We start from the raw sequence: 17,489 nt of genomic DNA on the forward strand, positions 1-17,489 counted from the left end.
ACAATGACAAAAGCGATGGAGTCCCGAAAGCACAACAAATCTTAGAACGTACCGCTGTAGCGCGCGAAACCGACCGATCACCTAACCTGTGTGGATGTAAATGCACACCTGCATATTATGCGTCAGATACGGATAAGACAAGCAAGCATCGGTTACACTTGGCGCGGTCAAACCCGCGCCAGCACTGGCCTGGCGGGCTGTTTTGCCCTTGCGCGCCTTGCCAAACGGGCTTCTGACCTGCCACACCGATGAACAACGGGCAGGAAAAGCTTTTATCAAATACCGTGTTCATGGGCTTCGCAAAGTAAGCTTGCGCTCGCTTTTTCCTGGACGGTCGGCCAAGTTGCTGTAGCGGGCTGCCGTCCGGGGCTAACAGATTTTTACGTTTTATGGAGCCAGCCAAGGGGTGTTTTACAGCCGGCGCGGGCGCCTCGTCGGCTTCAACCAGGAAGCCGCAGCTTATTCACGGCGTGTCGCTCTGCGCCGGAGGCGGCGTTCCGGCGTCCCCCCCATAGTGGCGCCAGCGGTTCATGGCCAGGCGCATGGTCAGGATCTGGTTCTCGAACTGCGGGCATGTTTTGCAGGCCAGCATGTGCAGGCGCAGGGCAAGTGCATCGGACAGGCCCAGCGTGCGGTCTTCACGCGCGATCAGCAGGGCGGCAGCTTGCCGACAGGTCCGCCGCAGGGGTATGGCACTGGCTTTCATGTGCAAAGCTCAGCTGGCCTGCTGGCCGAACCAGTGGATGTTGAGGCATTCCCGCAGTCGCAGGCGGGCACGGTGAAGTTGAACATACAGATGGGTCGGCGTGAGCGACAGTTCCTTACAGACTTCTTCGCAGGAAAGCTCCAGCCACTCCCGCATCAGAAACAAACGTCCCAGTGCGGGCGGAAGCCGCTCCACACAGGCGTCCAGCACTTTAAAAAACTGGCTTTGCTGCAAGGTTTGCTGCGGATCACCCCAATCGCCCGGCGGGCTGGCAAAGTGGCCGTCGGCCTTGAAGACCAGCCGGTCCAGCTCATCGCCCTCGTCATCAGTGCCATGGTCCGGCGCCGCCACTTCACGCGCGTTGCTGCGGATCTGGTCGATGACCTTGTGCTTGAGAATACCGACCAGCCAGGTCTTGAGCTGTGACCGGTTGCCAAAGGCGTGAGGTTTTGCCAGTGCCGCCAGCAGGGTTTCAGAGACAACGTCTTCAGCCCATGCGTCATTGCGCAGCTGCAGCCGCGCAAAGCGCATGAGGTAGATGCGGTGTTCAACCAGTTGCTCTTCAAAGGTGACCATGGATGGTGAGTCTAGCCTCACGACAACGCGGGCGCGTCAAAAAAATTGCAGAAATACCCGTAAGGATTCCAGACAGCCGACGACCAAGCTTTTGCAGTCCAAGTCTGCTGCCACCACCTATCAGGGACACCACCATGGGCTTTGCCGGTCATGCTTCATCAACCACCGCCCGCCAAAGCGGTTCCCGTTCGGTCCGGACCTTCGCGGGCGTTGGGGCACTCGCCCTCGTCGCTCTCGGGATGGCCGCTCCTTTGCTGGCTCAAGCCCCGCCGTCTGTCCCGAAGGGGGGAGGGGCTGTGGCCGGGCCGGTGCTCGCAGCACCGCACATCGAAGGCAGGACGGTGGAGGGCAAACCCTTCAGGCTGGCCTCGCTCAAGGGCAAGGTGGTGCTGGTGCTGTACTGGTCCACCGGCTGCGCGGTATGCCGCGACAAAATGCCCGAACTGCGCACCAACTACGAGGGCTGGGCCGGCAAACCGTTTGAGCTGGTGGCGGTCGCTACCGACAAGCGCATGCAGGATGTGGTGGACTATGAGCGCATCATCTCCCGCACGGTGCCGACCAAACAGCAGTTTGTGCAGCTCTGGGTGGGCGACAGCAGCTACCGCGACAACCTGGGCGCGCATGCGCAGTTGCCGGCCGGCTATCTGATTGACAAATCCGGCAAGATTGTGGAGCGCTACGTAGGCCGCATTCCGCCGGAAGCCTGGGACCGGATTGCCGACTTGCTTTGAAGTCGCCAGCCGGTGTGGATGCATTGAAAATCTTTTGTAAGAAAGCCTGCGCAGGCCGGACTAAGCTTTAACCAGTCAGAAATTTCCTCTGCTGGTTACGTTTTCAACTTCTGCAAACCCACCGGAGATTTTCAAATGAACCAACGCGCCCTGATCGCTGCTGCGGCAGCCTCCCTGCTGTCCACCTTGTTGGTCGCCACGCCCGCCGTCGCCCAGGAAAAGGAAAAATGCTACGGCATCGCCAAGGCCGGCCAGAACGATTGCGCCAACCTGGCAGGCACACATTCCTGCGCCGGACAGTCCAAGGTCAGCGACGATGCCGGTGAATGGAAATATGTGGCCAAGGGCACCTGCGCCGGCATGAAAGGCATGACCGCCGACCAGGCCAAAATGAAGGCCAAGCCGATGATGGACAAAAAGAGCTGAGCATCTTTTTGATCCCATGAGGCGAAGCGGCTGATGCCCACCATGAACCGCTTCGCCCATGCCCAGGAGCCTGAGCCCGGCGTTGGCATCGGCTGGCGGCATCCGCATTACGGGGAGCTGCTGGAAACGCGCCCGGCGCTGGGCTTTCTCGAGGTGCATTCCGAAAATTTTTTCGCTGAGGGCGGCGCTGCGCTTGAGGTGCTGCTGCAGGCCCGCGCGAGTTATCCGGTGAGCCTGCATGGCGTCGGCCTGGCGCTGGGATCGGCCGCCGGCGTGGACCCCTGGCACCTTGACCAGCTCGCGCGCCTGGCAGAACGCATCGCGCCGGCTCGCATCAGCGACCATGCGAGTTTTGCGCGGGGCGTCATCAACGGCCAGGATGTGCATGCCGGCGACCTCCTGCCCATCCCCTTCAACCAGGAGTCGCTTACCGTGTTCTGCCGCAATGTGCACCAAGTGCAGGAGCGGCTCAAGCGGCCCTTGCTGGTCGAGAACCTGTCGGCCTATCTCACGCTGGCGGGCAGTGACCGCAGCGAAACCGACTTCCTCGGCGAACTGGTGCAACGCACCGGCTGTGGCTTGCTGGTCGACGTGAACAATATCTACGTCAATGCACTCAATGCCCGTCTCGCCGGGGGACCGGACGCCCCCGATCCGCTGCGCGCCTGCGAGCAATGGCTGGCGCAGCTGCCTGCCGGCGCGGTGGGCGAAATCCACCTGGGCGGTTACTGCGTGATGGAGGACATCGTGATTGATGATCACGGCAGCCGCGTGGCAGACGAGGTGTGGCAGCTATACGCCCATGCCATAACGCGTTTCGGTGCAGTGCCGACGCTGATCGAATGGGACACTGCCCTCCCGCCGCTGGCGGTGCTGCTGGGCGAGGCCGAACGGGCGCGCAGACTGAACCAGCCAGCGGAGATGTCGGCATGAGCGCCGCGACCGGCCTGGCGGCGCAGCAGCAGGCCTTGCTGCAGGCGCTGGTCCGGCCTCGTCACGCAGACGCTATGAAAACAATAGCTGCTCACGTCCATCTGACAGGGGCTGACAGCCAAAAACGTATTGACCGCGGACTGCAGGCCTACCGCAGCAACGGCCATGCGCTGGCGCAGCGGGTGCTGGCCGCCGCCTACCCGGTGGTGGCGGCGCTGATCGGCGCGGAGAGTTTCGATGGCCTGTCGCGCCACTTCTGGCAAAGCGTGCCGCCGGCCCGCGGCGACATGGCGCAGTGGGGCGAAGCGTTTGCGGGCTTCATCGAATCGCTGGTCGATCTGGCGTGCGAGGAGCCTTACCTTGGCGACGTGGCGCGTGTCGAATGGGCGCTGCATGTGGCCGCCACCGAGGCTGATGGCAGGGGCGATCGCGGCTCCCTCGGGCTGCTTCAAAGCGCTGATCCGGCCGCGTTGACGCTGGCGCTGTGCCCCGGCGCCAGGGCCGTGCCCAGCGTATTTCCGGTGGTCAGCATTGTGCTGGCGCATGCGGGTGAAACGCTGTCGCTGCAGCACGCGGGTGAACGCCTGCGCGAGCGGGTCGCAGAAACTGCCTTGGTCTGGCGCCAGGGCCTGAAGCCCGCGCTGCGGCAGGCGCAGTCCGGCGAAGCTGCGTTCATCGACGCGCTGCTGCAGGGCCGCTCGCTGGCCGGCGCCCTGTCCGCCGCGCCCGGATTCGACCTCACCCCTTGGTTGGCGCCAGCGGTGCACACCGGTCTGCTGCTGGGGGCACGCGCCCTGTAATTTTTCAAGAGAAGGACATGCCATGACGACCTCCCCCTCGCCCCTGCAAAAAGTGCTGGGCCGCTGGCGCCGCTTCAGTGAAGCGCTCGACCTGCTGCAACCGGCCGCCGCACTGGCCGCACGTATCCATGTCGGCCAGGTGTTTTTCCTGTCGGGCCTGACCAAGCTGCGCGACTGGGACATCACGGTGGCCCTGTTCACCGAGGAATACCGAGTGCCGCTGCTGTCGCCGGCGCTGGCCGCCTTCATGGGAACGGCCGGTGAACTGGTGCTGCCGGTGCTGCTGGTGCTGGGACTGGCCGGGCGCTTTTCGGCGTTGGGGCTGTTTGTGGTGAACGCGGTGGCGGTGATCTCGCTCAGCGAGATCGCGCCGGCGGCGCTGCAGCAGCACATCTTCTGGGGCGCCCTGCTGGCCGGCCTGGCGATCTACGGGCCGGGTGCCTGGTCACTGGACCGCTGGCTGGCGCCGCGCATCATGCGCGGCTGATCCGCATTCAAGCCAATCGGCCACCAGCCCTTGCCGGACAAGGGCCGGAAGCTATTAATTCAGGAGCGGCTTACCAGTTGACCTCACGGTCCGGCGTGGAGCCGATGCGGTGAATCGACAGGTCGGCGCCTTCGTATTCTTCTTCCTGGCTCATGCGCAGGCCCATGGTCGCCTTGATCAGGCCGTAAACTGCAAAACCCGCCAGCAACGCCCACGCCACCCCCATCGCCGTGCCAATCAACTGCGCACCCAGGCTGACCCCGCCCAGTCCGCCCAGCGCCTTGCTGCCGAAGATGCCGCAGGCGATGCCGCCCCAAGCCCCGCACAGGCCATGCAGCGGCCAGACACCCAACACGTCGTCGATTTTCCAGCGGTTTTGTGTCAAGGTGAACATCAGCACAAACACCCCGCCAGCCACCCCACCGGTCACCAGCGCGCCCAGCGGGTGCATCAGGTCAGAGCCCGCGCACACCGCCACCAGCCCGGCCAGCGGGCCGTTGTGCACAAAACCAGGGTCGTTTTTGCCCAGCACCAGGGCCACCAGCGTGCCGCCCACCATGGCCATCAAGGAGTTGACGGCCACCAGGCCGGAGATTTTGTCGATGGTCTGCGCACTCATGACATTGAAGCCAAACCAGCCTACCGCCAAAATCCAGGCGCCCAGCGCCAGGAACGGTATGCTCGATGGCGGGTGCGCCGAGATACCGCCGTCCTTGCGGTAGCGGTTGCTGCGCGCACCCAGCAAAATCACCGCCGGTAGCGCCAGCCAGCCGCCGACCGCGTGGACCACGATGGAGCCGGCAAAGTCGTGAAACTCGGCACCCGTGAAGTCCTTGATCCAGGCCTGCACGCCAAAACGCTGGTTCCAGACCACGCCCTCAAACAAGGGGTAAACCAGACCCACAATCACCGCTGTGGCCAGCAACTGCGGGTAAAAACGCGCCCGCTCGGCAATGCCGCCCGAGATGATGGCCGGAATGGCCGCGGCAAAAGTCAGCAGAAAGAAAAATTTGACGAGTTCGTAGCCGTTTTTTGCAGCCAGCTCCTCAGCGCCTACAAAAAAACTGGTGCCATAAGCCACCCCATAACCGACGACAAAATACACGACGGTGGACATCGAAAAGTCCACCAGAATCTTGACCAGCGCATTGACCTGGTTCTTTTTGCGAACCGTGCCCAGCTCAAGAAATGCGAAACCAGCATGCATGGCCAAAACCATGATGCCCCCCAACAAAATGAACAAGGCATCTGAGCCCTGTTTTAGTGCGTCCATAAGGCCTTCGTGAATGGTTTGTGCGTTTTCAGTGCAAAAAAGAGTTGGAAAAACGAAAAGCACCAAAATCAAGCAATAACTGCGCCAGATGAGTGCGCACCAAGTTGGGCGCAAGCAGGGAATAGAGGGAGGAAAGCGCAGGTCTACAATCGGGGCCTGTCATTGGGGAGTAGCCACCCTTTCAATCCTGAAGGGGGCTTGCGTCAACAGACTTGTCCGGTCACGGACATGGCGCCAGCAGTCTTAGCACCCGGCGAGACCTTTGACTGCACAGCTCCTGCTCAAGGCCGGGGATGCCGTGCAGTCAAATGGTTTTCGGCCGGAGTCTGTTTTCATGGAAGCTTTCCTCGTCTCCACGGGCATCGTCGCCCTCGCCGAAATGGGCGACAAGACGCAACTTCTTGCCCTCGTCCTCGCCGCCCGTTTTCGCAAGCCCTGGCCCATCGTCGCCGGCATTTTTGTGGCCACCCTAGCCAACCATGCGCTGGCCGGCGCGCTGGGTGCCTGGCTCACGACCCTGGTCGGCCCGCAGATGCTGCGCTACATTCTCGGCGCGTCCTTTCTGGCCATGGCGCTGTGGATGCTGATTCCCGACAAGCTTGAAAGCAACGAGGACGCAAAGGCGCCGCGCTTCGGTGTATTTGCGACCACCGTGCTGGTGTTCTTCCTGGCCGAGATGGGCGACAAGACGCAAATCGCCACGGTGATGCTGGCCGCGCGTTACGAGGCCATGGCCGCCGTGGTGGCCGGGACCACCTTGGGCATGATGCTGGCCAACGCGCCCGTGGTCTGGTTTGGCGAACGTGTCACGCGCTTGGTGCCGCTGCGCGCGGTGCACATCGTGTCAGCCCTGATTTTTGCCGGACTGGGGCTGGCCGCTTTGTTGATCGGGGCGTGAGACAGCGCATTCCTCCGGCCCGAAGCCCGCGAAGAGCACCTCTTTTTCAGCAGGGGCCGCGGGACCGGCTTTGCCGGCCCGCAGGCGCAGCGGCCCCCTCGGGGGGCAGGGAGCTACGCGAAGCGAGCGACCGTGGGGGCCATATCCACCGGGGTATACTTGGTTTAGCGCCGATTTGCCAGCTTGCGGGCGCTTAAAAAGTTCAGCTAAAGACGATATCCACGACCCGGACTCGCTTTTAGCGATGCCGGGTTTTTGTTTTGTGGGGCTTTCCTTGACGCTTGTTGCCACGCCGCAGTCCATGCATTTCGCCGACGCCTTGCCGCTGCAAAGCGGCGCGTCCCTCCGTGCCTACGACCTGAGCTACGAGACCTACGGCACGCTCAACGCCGATAAATCCAACGCCGTGCTGATCTGCCACGCGCTCAATGCATCGCACCATGTGGCCGGTGTTTACCTCGACGCGCAGGGCGCCGAGGTGCCGAAATCAGAGGGCTGGTGGGACACCATGATCGGCCCCGGCAAGCCGGTGGATACCAATACGTTTTTCGTGATCGGTGTGAACAACCTGGGATCGTGTTTCGGCTCGACCGGTCCGATGCAGCGCCACCCCGACAGCGGCGAGATCTACGGTGCCGACTTTCCGGTCGTGACGGTGCAGGACTGGGTCGATGCGCAGGCCCGGCTGCTCGACGCATTCGGTATCCAGACACTCGCGGCGGTGATGGGCGGCAGCCTGGGCGGCATGCAGGCCCTGAGCTGGACCTTGCAATACCCGGATCGCGTGCGCCACGCGGTGGTGGTCGCCAGCGCGCCCAACCTGACGGCAGAAAACATCGCCTTCAACGAGGTGGCGCGCCGCGCCATCGTGACCGACCCGGACTTTCATGGCGGGCACTATGGCCGCCATGGCGTCCTGCCGCAGCGCGGCCTGCGCATCGCCCGCATGATCGGGCACATCACCTACCTCAGCGACGATGTCATGAATGAAAAATTCGGGCGTCAATTACAGGCCCCCGCGCTTGACGCTTCGTTTACCGCTTCGCCTTTCAAATATTCCACACAAGAGGTCGAGTTCCAGATCGAAAGTTATCTGCGTTACCAGGGCGACAAGTTCAGCGAGTACTTTGATGCCAACACCTATTTGCTGATCACGCGGGCACTGGATTATTTTGACCCCGCCGCCGCCCATGGCGGCAACCTGACGCAGGCGCTGGCGCAGGCCAGCGCCAAATTTCTGCTGGTGAGCTTCACGACCGACTGGCGCTTTTCACCGGCACGCAGCCGCGAGATCGCCAAGGCCCTGCTCGACAACCAGCGCGACGTGAGTTACGCCGAGATCGACGCACCCCATGGGCATGATGCCTTTTTGCTCGATGACCCACGCTATTTGGGCGTGGTCCGCTCCTATTTCGAGAGCAAGGTGGCGCCATGCTGAGTACCGACGCCAAACTTTCCGCCGACCAGCTGCTGATCGCCCGTCTCGTGCCGCAGGGCGCGCGCGTGTTAGACCTGGGCTGCGGCGACGGCGCCATGCTGGACCACTTGGTGCGCGAACGTGGCTGCACCGGCTACGGCGTGGAAATAGCTGACAGCAACATCCAGGCCTGCGTGGCGCGCGGCGTCAACGTGATCCAGCTCAATCTCGACGAAGGCCTGGCGATGTTCGGCGACGCCAGCTTCGACGTGGTGCTGCAGATCGATACGCTGCAGCACCTGCGCAACGCCGAGGTCATGCTGCGCGAGACCGCGCGCGTGGGCCGTACCGGCATCGTTGCCTTCCCCAATTTCGGCCACTGGCCGAACCGCCTGGCCGTGCTGCGCGGTCGCATGCCGGTGACCAGGGTGCTGCCTTACCAGTGGTACGACACGCCGAACATTCGCGTCGGCACGCTGCAGGATTTTGCCGCGCTGGCGCAGAAGAACCACTTGAAGATCCTTGATTCGTTTGGCTTGCAGGAGGGGCAGGAAATCCGCTTCTGGCCAAACGCGCGCGCCAGCCGCGCGGTGTTCAAGTTCCAGCACGGGTAGTGGCGCGTTGGCGCTTGAGCGGCGCCAATGCTATTATTTACACATCGGGATTTCAGCCTTCCGATCTTTTCACGAGAATAGACGGTGTCCCGTCCAAGCGCTGGCAACTCATTGGAGTATTCCGTGGACACCTCTGCCCTTTCCGTTCCTTTTGTTTTTCCCCAAGAACTCGCCGTCCGCATGGGCCGCGCAGATGCGCCCCTGTTGCTGGACGTACGTCCTGAAGCCAAATTCCTGGAGAGCCCGCGCATGCTCGCGGGCGCCCGGCGCTGCGCACCGGACGATGTCGCTGCGCTGGCGGCGTCCGAGACGGCACGCGAAGTGGTGGCTTATTGCGTGTACGGTCACCAGGTCAGCGCCGATGCCGTTGCTGCGCTGCGTGCTGCTGGCTGGGACGCCCGGCGGCTGGCCGGCGGCTTCGAAGGGGGTGAAGCTGGTGTGGAGGCCCCCCAGGACATTGCGCAATGGCGCGCCCACCAGCCGCTCACTGTGCTCAAGCGTCCCGACTGGGGCGTCACCGGTGAGAAGCCCTCGCGCTGGGTCACCCGTGAGCGGCCCAAGATCGACCGGATTGCCTGCCCCTGGCTGATACGCCGCTTCATCGACGCGCGCGCTGAATTTTTCTATGTGCCGACCCTGCAGGTTTTCGAGGAGGCGGACAGGCTGGGGGCGATTGCCTACGACACACCCGATGCGCCCATCACGCACGAGTGGGAGCGCTGCAGCTTCGACGCACTGTTACGCGCTTTCGACCTGCATGCGCCGGCACTGGATGTGCTGGCAACCATCGTGCGCGGCGCCGATACGTCGCGCCCCGAGCTGGCGCCGCAATCGGCAGGGCTGCTTGCCGTGTCGCTGGGCCTGTGGCGGCTGCATGCTGACGACCAGGCCCTGCTGGCTGCGGCCCTGCCGGTGTATGACGCCTTGTATGAATGGTGCCGCAGCGCGCGCGACGATACCCCCAACGGGAAAGTGCACACCCTGACCGGAGCGGCGCAATGACACCGGTCAGCTTTGCTGACGCGCTGAAATTCTGGATCAAACTTGGCTTCATCGGCTTCGGCGGGCCGGCCGGGCAGATCGCGATCATGCACCGCGAGCTGGTCGAGCAAAAACGCTGGATCTCGGAAAAACGCTTTTTGCACGCGCTCAACTACTGCATGCTGCTGCCCGGACCGGAGGCGCAGCAGCTCGCGACCTACATCGGCTGGTTGATGCACCGCACTTGGGGCGGGGTGGCGGCCGGCGCATTGTTTGTACTGCCTTCGCTGTTTATCCTGATCGGGCTGAGCTGGGTCTATGTTGCATTTGGCGATATGCCGCTGGTGGCCGGGATTTTTTACGGCATCAAGCCAGCGGTGGCCGCGATTGTGCTGCAGGCGGTTTACCGCATCGGCAGCAAATCATTGAGAAACCCGCTGCTGGCCCCCGTCCCGTGGGCGATTGCAGCTATCAGTTTCATAGCAATTGCGGTGTTGCAAGTGCCTTTTCCGTGGGTGGTGCTGGGCGCTGCGCTGACCGGCTGGTTGTGCGCGCGGTTTGCGCCCGGCCAGTTTGTGCTGGGCGGGGGGCACGGGTCGGCGCAAGCGGCGTATGGCCCCGCGCTGATCGACGACGACACACCTACGCCGCCGCATGCGCGCTTCAAAAAATCGCGGCTGGCGACCGTGCTGGCCGTCGGCGCCTTGCTCTGGCTGCTGCCCATGGGCGCGCTGCTGGCCTGGCAGGGCTGGCATGGCGCCCTGACCCAGATGAGCTGGTTTTTTACCAAGGCAGCGCTGCTGACTTTCGGTGGTGCGTATGCCGTGTTGCCCTATGTGTACCAGGGGGCGGTCGAGCAGTTTGGCTGGCTCACCGGCCCGCAGATGATTGACGGCCTGGCACTGGGTGAAACCACGCCGGGGCCGCTGATCATGGTGGTGGCTTTTGTGGCCTTTGTCGGCGGCTGGACCAAAGAGGTGCTGGGACCGGATGCCCTGTTTCAGGGGGCGGCGCTGGCGGCGCTGCTGGTGACCTGGTTTACTTTTTTACCCTCTTTCATGTTTATCCTGGCAGGCGGCCCGCTGGTGGAGTCCACCCATGGCAAGCTCCATTTCACCGCGCCGCTGGCCGCCATCACGGCGGCAGTGGTCGGGGTGATAGCCAGCCTTGCTCTGTTTTTTATAGCGCATGTTGCTTTTCCGGCGGGCGTGACAGCCGGTCTTTCTTCGAGCGTGGAATGGCCCGCCGTGGCCATCATGGGGGCGGCCGGCCTGGCGCTGCTGCGCTTCAAGGTCGGCGTGATTCCTGTCATCGCCACCTGCGCACTGCTCGGCTTTCTGTTGCGCCTGTCCGGCCTGGCATGACCACCAGCGCCAGCCGCCGCCAGGGGCACGGCAGGCCGCGTTATGCTCATGACCATGCACGGCTCTCCGAAAAACATGGCCTCTGCGCCAGCGCACACGCTGCTTGAACGCCTGTTCGGCAGTTGGGTCCACGCGGTCACACCGGCTACGCTGCGCCACGACCTGATGGCTGCCCTGCTGGGCGCGGTGCTGGTGTTGCCGCAGGGCATTGCCTTTGCCACACTGGCCGGCCTGCCGCCCGAGTACGGCCTGTACACCGCCATCGTGCCCTGCATCATCGCCGCGTTGTTTGGCTCTAGCTGGCATGTGATGTCGGGGCCGACCAATGCCAATTCGCTCGCGCTGTTTGCGATGTTGTCGCCCCTGGCCATGGCCTTCAGCCCGGCCTACATCCAGATGGTGCTGGCCGTTACGGTGCTGGTCGGCGTCATGCAGTGGCTGATCGGTACGCTGCGGCTGGGCACCCTGGCCAACTTCATCTCGCCGGCCGCGTTGTTCGGCTTCACCTCCGGTGCGGCGCTGCTGATCGGCGTGTACGCGCTGCCGGACCTGCTGGGTCTGGCGGCGGCCGCAGAACACGGCGCGGCGGCAGTGTTGCTGCATGTGGTCGCTCAACTGCGTGCCGTGCAGCCAGCGGCGCTGGCGGTGGCCGGTGTGACGCTGGCCGTGGCGTTGCTGGTGCGGCGCTGGCGTCCGAGTTGGCCGTCCATGCTGGCCGGGCTGGTGACGGCGACACTGCTGAGCTGGGCCTGGTCTAGCTATGTCAGCGCATCGCCGCTGCCGCTGCGTACCGTCGGCCAGATTCAAACGCCGTGGCCCAAGTTTGCGGTGCCCACAGTTAGCTGGTCGGCCTTGTCCGAGTTGCTGGGGCTGGCGTTTGCGCTGACCATCGTGGCACTGGGTCAGTCGATCTCGATTGCCAAGGCGGTCGCTGCGCGCTCGGGTCAGCGCATCGACGCCAACCGTGAATTCTGCGGCCAGGGCCTGTCCAACATCGTCGGGGGTTTCTTTTCGTCTTATGTGTCCTGCGGGTCGCTGAACCGTTCCATGCCGAACCTGGAGGCCGGCGCGCGCACGCCGCTGGCGGCGGTGTTTTCGGCGGTACTGCTGCTGCTGCTGGTGGCGCTCAGCGCCAGCTTGCTGGCGCAGATTCCGATGGCCGCGCTGGCCGCGCTGCTGCTGCTGGTGGCGGTGTCGCTGCTCGACATCAAACGCTGGAAGCAGTTGTATGTGTTGAGCCGCACCGAATTTGGCGTTGCGCTGGCCACGTTGGTGGCGACGGTCAGCATCCGGCTGGAGATTGCGATTTTGCTGGGCACGTTGCTGTCGCTGATGACCTTTCTGTACCGCACGTCGAAGCCAGCGATGCGCACCATGGGTTTCGACAGCCGCGCGCGGGACCGGCAGTTTGTGGTGCTGGCGGACGCTGCAAGCCCGTTACCGGAGTGCCCACAACTCAAGCTGCTGCGCATGGAGGGCGAGGTCTATTTCGGCGCCACCCCGCATGTGGCCGATACCCTGCACGCCTTGCGCCACGCACCGCAGCCGCAAAAACATCTGCTGGTGATGGGCAAAAGCATGAATTTCATCGACCTGTCAGGCGCGCAGCTCTGGGAGGCCGAGCTCAATGCGCGCCGCGCTATGGGCGGCAACCTGTACTTTCACCGGCCGCGCCCGGAAGTGATCCAGATGTGGCAGACCACCGGCTTCACCCGCCTGCTCGGATCCGAGCACCAGTTCCCCGACAAACGCAGCGCGATCGCGACGATTTTCACGCGGCTGGACCCGCAGATATGCAGGCAATGCACGGCGCGCATTTTCGAGGAATGCCGCAGCGTTCCGGGGCCTGATGTCGTGGACGCCGCAGCGGTCTCTACATCGGCGCCTTGAAGCCCAGCCGCTGCAGCAGGCCCATGGCGGTCGTCGGCGCCTTCTCCTTGGCGCCGTTGATGAAAAACACAAACACGTCTCGGGGTGGGGCCTTGGCTTTTGCAGGCTCCAGCCGCGGCAGGGCTTCCAGCTCGCCGCCCTGGGCCCAGCTTTGGGCCGCCATCGCCCAGGCGTCCAGGGCCTTGGGCGCATAGCCGTTCTTGAGCTTTGCATCGCTGCGCATCAGCCGTGCGTAGACAAAATCTGAGGTGAGATCGGCAAAGCAAGGAAAGTCCGGCGAGTCTGTGAAAACCGTTGCGCAGGTGTACTTCCGCGCCAGCTTCAGGTAGTCCGGCGACATGAAGCTGGGGTGGCGCACATCGAGCACATGGCGCAGCTTGCGGCCGTCCACGGCCCTGGGCAGCAGCGCCAGGAAAGCCTCGAAATCTTCCGTATCAAACACCTTGGTCGGCATGAATTGCCAGACGATGGGACCGAGCTTGTTGCCAAGTTCGCTGATACCACTGTCCACAAAGCGCTTGATCGACTCGCCGGCCTCGGCGAGCACGCGGCGATTCGTGGTGAAACGGCTGGCCTTGAGCGACAACACAAAGTCATCGGGCGTCTCGTCGCGCCATTTTGCAAAGGTGGCGGGCTTGAAGCTGCTGTAGTAGGTGCCGTTGACTTCAATCGCGCTGAGCTGGCGGCTGGCGTAGCCCAGCTCCTGGCTCTGCGGCAAGCCGGCGGGATAGAAGTTGTCGCGCCAGGGTGCGTAAGTCCAGCCGCCGATGCCGACGCGGATGCCGGTGGGAGACGACGATTTTTTCATGGCGGCCCTTCATTGATGACATGACTTGCCGCATGGTTGCAGAAAATGCCCCAGCGCGCCAAGCATCCCCGCAAAACCGGGCTGGCACGTCCGGGCAGGCGCGGGTACAGTAGGTCTTACGCACCACTTTCCGGAGTTGCCATGAACGCCCCCCTGCACTGCGAAATCCCTGCCGGTCTGCTCGACGATGCGCAGGCCCTGTCTGATGTCAGCGCCCAATGGGACGGCGACATCGTCAAACAGATCACCGACTACATCACCATTCCTGCCAAGTCGCCGTCCTTCGATGCCGACTGGGCCGGCCACGGCCACATCGACACCGTGATGCGCAATGCGGCAGCCTGGGTAGAGGCGCAAAAGGTCGACGGCCTCAAGCTTGAGATTGTCCGCATGCAAGGCCGTACCCCCGTGCTGGTTTTTGAGCTGCCGGCCACCAAAGCGGATTCCACCCAGACGGTGTTGATGTACGGCCACCTCGACAAGCAGCCCGAGTTCACCGGCTGGCGCAACGACCTCGGTCCCTGGACGCCCAAATATGAAGACGGCAAGCTGTTTGGCCGGGGCGGTGCCGACGACGGTTATGCGGTGTACGCCAGCATCGCCGCCATTCAGGCCCTGAAGGCGCAAAACGTGCCGCACCCGCGCATCGTCGGCCTGGTCGAAACCTGCGAAGAAAGCGGCTCTTACGACCTGCTGCCGTATGTCGATGCGCTGCGCACCCGGCTCGGCGACGTCGGGCTGGTGATCTGCCTGGACTCGGGCGCTGGCAACTACGACCAGCTCTGGTTGACGACCTCGCTGCGCGGTATGGCCAGTGGTGTGCTGAAAGTACAGATATTGACCGAAGGCGTGCATTCGGGCGACGCCAGCGGCCTGGTGCCGTCGAGTTTTCGCATCTTGCGCCAGGTGCTGGACCGGCTGGAAGACAGCAGGACCGGCACCCTGCTGCCGCAAAGCTTTCACTGCGAGATTCCCGCCGAGCGGTTGGCGCAGGCCAAAGCCACTGCGCAGATTCTGGGTGACCAGATTTACAAGCGTTTCCCCTGGGCCCATTACGACTGCGGCGGCGCCACCACCTTTGCGCTGCCCACCACCACCGACCCGGTCGAGGCCTTGCTGAATCGCACCTGGAAGCCGACCCTGAGCGTGACCGGCGCCGACGGCTTTCCGGAATTGGGCAACGCCGGCAATGTGCTGCGGCCTTACACCGCCTTCAAACTGTCGCTGCGCCTGCCGCCGCTGGTGAATGCTGCCAGCGCTGTACAGGAGCTCAAAGCCTTGCTCGAAGACAACGCGCCGTATCAGGCCAAGGTCACGTTTGAAAGCGCCGGCGGCGCGACCGGCTGGAACGCGCCCGGCACCGCACCCTGGTTTGACAAAGCACTCAACGACGCTTCGCAGGCGTATTACGGCGCACCCTGCGGCACCATCGGCCAGGGCGGCACCATCCCGCTGATGAACATGCTGAGCCAGGGCTTCCCGAAGGCCCAGATGATGGTCTGCGGTGTGCTGGGCCCCAAGAGCAATGCGCACGGGCCGAATGAATTTTTGCATGTGCCTTACGCCAAAAAAATCACGGCGGCGGTGGCCCATGTGATGGCACAGATGCCCTGAGCGGCGCGCTGCGATGGACAGCCCCCTGTTGGCCCCTTTCACCGCCAGAGACGGTGAAAACCTGGCTTTGTACGAGTGGCCGCTACAGGCATGGCAACATGACCGCGACTTGCCCCCACGGGCTGTGGTGCTGATTGTTCACGGGCTTGGCGAACACGCCAGCCGCTACGGCCATGTGGCGCGGCAACTGTTGGACTGGGGTTTTGCGGTGCGTGCCTACGACCAGCGTGGCCACGGTGAATCGGGCGGCGCGCGTGGCGGCCTGTCCAGCGAAGCCCTGCTGCTGGAAGACCTGGCCGAGGTGGTGGACGACACCCGGCTGCGCTCACTGGGCCTGCAGCGCGCGACAGGCGGAACCGGGGCCGCAAAACCGCTGCCGCTGATCTTGCTGGGCCACAGCCTGGGCGGATTGGTGGTGGGCCGTTTTGTATCGCTCAAGGTGCGGCCGGTCGATGGCGTGGTGCTGTCCTCGCCTGCGCTCGACCCGGGGCTCAATGTTGTCCAAAAATTTTTGCTGGCCACGCTGCCGGTGATTGCGCCCAATCTGCGCATCAACAACGGCTTGAAGCCTGAATACATCTCTCACGACACGCGGGTCGTGAAGAAATACCTGGCCGATCCGCTGGTGCATGCCAAGATTTCCGCGCGGCTGGCTAAATTTATTGCAACGGCAGGCCCTGCGACCGTGGCGGCCGCCAGCACCTGGAGCACGCCGACCCTGCTGATGTACGCTGGCGCGGACAAGCTGGTTAACCCGGCTGGCAGCCTCGCCTTTGCCGACGCGGCTGCGAGCAACGGTACCGCAGGCGTTGTCACCGCCCGGTGCTTTGACGATCTGTACCACGAGCTTTTTAACGAGCTGGATGCGGCGCCAGTGTTTGCCACGCTCAAAGCCTGGCTGGACGCCCGATTTTAAGCAAATAAGGCCTGTACCCCATATCTGGCAAGCGCAAACAGCTATAAAATTAATAGCAAATCAGATTGCCGGGCGGCGCCGTCCCTGCAGCGCCAGCCAGGCCAGCGCCGCGCCCGTCAGGCCCAGCGGCAGCAGCGAACCGAGGTTCAGCAGGGTCCAGCCCTGAGTCGTGACCAGCACGCCCGACGCCAGCGACGACAACGCCAGCACCGCAAACACGCAGAAATTGAGTGCGCCCTGCGCCTTGTCTTTTTCTTCCGGCCGGTAAGCGCTCAAGGCCAGGGTGGTGCTGGCGGTGAAAAGGAAATTCCAGCCTATGCCGAGCAGAAACAGTGCAATCAGAAACTGCTGAAATTCAACCCCTGACAGCGCAATCAGCACACACACCACGTTCAGTGCCAGCCCGGTTGCCATGATGGGCAGGGTGCCAAACCGCTTGATCAGGTGGCCGGTGAAAAAGCCGGGCGCAAACATGCCGATGACATGCCACTCCAGCACGGTCGCGGCGTCGGAAAAAGGCAGTCCGCAGACCTGCATCGCAATCGGCGTGGCGGCCATCAGCAGGTTCATCACGCCGTAACCGAGGGCGCCAGCGGCGGCGGCCACAATGAAGACCGGCTGGCGCATGATTTCCCGCAAGGGCCGGCCGCCGGAGCCCGACTGCTGGGTCAGCGCCGGCGGAAACTGAATGAAGGCCAGCAGCGCCATCGCCAGCAGCGCGACGCCGGTCAGGGCCAGGTAAGCGCCGGCAAACGGCACCTCGGTCAGGCTGCGGGTGCCGGCGGCGAGGTTCGGCCCGGCCACTGCGCCCAGCAGGCCGCCGGCCATCACCAATGAAATCGCCTTTTCGCGAAATGCGGGTAGCGCAAGTTCGGCCGCAGCGAAGCGGTAAAGCTGCGCATTCGCGTTGTAATTCCATTTCCACAACATTAGTGCAATAATATCCTCCATCATACTTGATGGAGAAAGTCATGGCACGTCCAGTTACCGGGGATGATGAGACGATCGAAATTGCGCAAATAGCGATCTCGCAAGCCACAACGATGGATGAG

Annotated in this window: 17 protein-coding genes, 1 pseudogene and 1 riboswitch; of the genes and pseudogenes, 13 read left to right on the plus strand and 5 right to left on the minus strand. The window is 63.4% G+C overall.

Features of this window, described 5'->3' with window-relative positions:
* Window positions 1-463 precede the first annotated feature (463 nt).
* On the minus strand, window positions 464-706 hold the full coding sequence (locus Q8O29_RS04185; protein WP_305560805.1) for a zf-HC2 domain-containing protein: 243 nt from the start codon (window positions 704-706) through the stop codon (window positions 464-466).
* Between the two features lie 9 nt (window positions 707-715).
* Window positions 716-1,282 carry a sigma-70 family RNA polymerase sigma factor gene (locus tag Q8O29_RS04190; protein WP_305560806.1) on the minus strand — a complete coding sequence of 189 codons (567 nt, stop codon included), beginning with the start codon at window positions 1,280-1,282 and terminating at the stop codon, window positions 716-718.
* A gap of 296 nt (window positions 1,283-1,578) precedes the next feature.
* On the opposite strand from Q8O29_RS04190, the gene Q8O29_RS04195 reads away from it, so the two are divergent.
* From Q8O29_RS04195 to Q8O29_RS04215, 5 genes are all read left to right on the plus strand, one after another.
* Window positions 1,579-2,016 (plus strand): TlpA disulfide reductase family protein, encoded by a 438-nt coding sequence (locus Q8O29_RS04195; protein ID WP_305560807.1) that lies wholly within the window; start codon window positions 1,579-1,581, stop codon window positions 2,014-2,016.
* 135 nt (window positions 2,017-2,151) lie between these two features.
* Window positions 2,152-2,442: a DUF2282 domain-containing protein gene (locus Q8O29_RS04200; protein WP_305560808.1), complete on the plus strand. Its 291-nt coding sequence runs from the start codon at window positions 2,152-2,154 to the stop codon at window positions 2,440-2,442.
* A 42-nt stretch (window positions 2,443-2,484) separates the two neighbouring features.
* The gene (locus Q8O29_RS04205; RefSeq protein WP_305560809.1) at window positions 2,485-3,375 is read left to right on the plus strand and encodes a DUF692 domain-containing protein; all 891 of its coding nucleotides are present in this window, start codon (window positions 2,485-2,487) and stop codon (window positions 3,373-3,375) included.
* Window positions 3,372-4,175 carry a DNA-binding domain-containing protein gene (locus Q8O29_RS04210; RefSeq protein ID WP_305560810.1) on the plus strand — a complete coding sequence of 268 codons (804 nt, stop codon included), beginning with the start codon at window positions 3,372-3,374 and terminating at the stop codon, window positions 4,173-4,175. The genes Q8O29_RS04205 and Q8O29_RS04210 overlap by 4 nt, the downstream gene beginning before the upstream one ends.
* A 22-nt stretch (window positions 4,176-4,197) precedes the next feature.
* Window positions 4,198-4,662, plus strand: a complete 465-nt coding sequence (locus tag Q8O29_RS04215; RefSeq protein ID WP_305560811.1) for a DoxX family protein — start codon at window positions 4,198-4,200, stop codon at window positions 4,660-4,662.
* 70 nt (window positions 4,663-4,732) lie between these two features.
* Here Q8O29_RS04215 and Q8O29_RS04220 read toward each other — a convergent pair whose 3' ends face one another.
* A complete protein-coding gene (locus Q8O29_RS04220; RefSeq protein WP_305560812.1) occupies window positions 4,733-5,935 on the minus strand; it encodes an ammonium transporter in 1,203 nt (400 codons plus the stop codon).
* Between the two features lie 146 nt (window positions 5,936-6,081).
* A riboswitch (yybP-ykoY riboswitch) is annotated at window positions 6,082-6,261 on the plus strand.
* Between the two features lie 8 nt (window positions 6,262-6,269).
* Between Q8O29_RS04220 and Q8O29_RS04225 the strand changes: the two genes are divergently transcribed.
* The 6 genes from Q8O29_RS04225 to Q8O29_RS04250 all read left to right on the plus strand — a co-directional run bounded on the left by Q8O29_RS04225 (window position 6,270) and on the right by Q8O29_RS04250 (window position 13,099).
* Window positions 6,270-6,833, plus strand: a complete 564-nt coding sequence (locus Q8O29_RS04225) for a TMEM165/GDT1 family protein (RefSeq protein ID WP_305560813.1) — start codon at window positions 6,270-6,272, stop codon at window positions 6,831-6,833.
* A gap of 274 nt (window positions 6,834-7,107) precedes the next feature.
* Window positions 7,108-8,271, plus strand: a complete 1,164-nt coding sequence (locus tag Q8O29_RS04230; protein ID WP_305560814.1) for a homoserine O-acetyltransferase — start codon at window positions 7,108-7,110, stop codon at window positions 8,269-8,271.
* A complete protein-coding gene (gene metW, locus Q8O29_RS04235; protein ID WP_305560815.1) occupies window positions 8,265-8,864 on the plus strand; it encodes a methionine biosynthesis protein MetW in 600 nt (199 codons plus the stop codon). The genes Q8O29_RS04230 and metW overlap by 7 nt, the downstream gene beginning before the upstream one ends.
* 123 nt (window positions 8,865-8,987) lie before the next feature.
* Window positions 8,988-9,866 carry a chromate resistance protein ChrB domain-containing protein gene (locus tag Q8O29_RS04240; protein ID WP_305560816.1) on the plus strand — a complete coding sequence of 293 codons (879 nt, stop codon included), beginning with the start codon at window positions 8,988-8,990 and terminating at the stop codon, window positions 9,864-9,866.
* On the plus strand, window positions 9,863-11,209 hold the full coding sequence (chrA, locus tag Q8O29_RS04245; RefSeq protein WP_305560817.1) for a chromate efflux transporter: 1,347 nt from the start codon (window positions 9,863-9,865) through the stop codon (window positions 11,207-11,209). The genes Q8O29_RS04240 and chrA overlap by 4 nt, the downstream gene beginning before the upstream one ends.
* A 42-nt stretch (window positions 11,210-11,251) precedes the next feature.
* Entirely contained in the window at window positions 11,252-13,099 is a 1,848-nt protein-coding gene (locus Q8O29_RS04250; RefSeq protein WP_305560818.1) for a SulP family inorganic anion transporter, read from the plus strand.
* Here the strand turns inward: Q8O29_RS04250 and Q8O29_RS04255 are convergent.
* Window positions 13,083-13,907, minus strand: coding sequence for a DUF72 domain-containing protein (locus tag Q8O29_RS04255; RefSeq protein ID WP_305560819.1), 825 nt, complete (start codon window positions 13,905-13,907; stop codon window positions 13,083-13,085). The genes Q8O29_RS04250 and Q8O29_RS04255 overlap by 17 nt on opposite strands.
* A gap of 141 nt (window positions 13,908-14,048) precedes the next feature.
* Between Q8O29_RS04255 and Q8O29_RS04260 the strand changes: the two genes are divergently transcribed.
* The gene (locus Q8O29_RS04260; protein WP_305560820.1) at window positions 14,049-15,521 is read left to right on the plus strand and encodes a M20 family metallopeptidase; all 1,473 of its coding nucleotides are present in this window, start codon (window positions 14,049-14,051) and stop codon (window positions 15,519-15,521) included.
* Window positions 15,522-15,534: 13 nt separating this feature from the next.
* Entirely contained in the window at window positions 15,535-16,437 is a 903-nt protein-coding gene (locus tag Q8O29_RS04265; protein WP_305560821.1) for an alpha/beta hydrolase, read from the plus strand.
* A gap of 60 nt (window positions 16,438-16,497) precedes the next feature.
* On the opposite strand, the pseudogene Q8O29_RS04270 reads toward Q8O29_RS04265, so the two are convergent.
* Window positions 16,498-17,349: pseudogene (locus tag Q8O29_RS04270) on the minus strand (MFS transporter); the annotation flags it as partial.
* Between the last annotated feature and the right edge of the window lie 140 nt (window positions 17,350-17,489).

Origin of the sequence: Polaromonas sp., assembly GCF_030689685.1 — a bacterium.
Classification (GTDB): domain Bacteria; phylum Pseudomonadota; class Gammaproteobacteria; order Burkholderiales; family Burkholderiaceae_C; genus Polaromonas.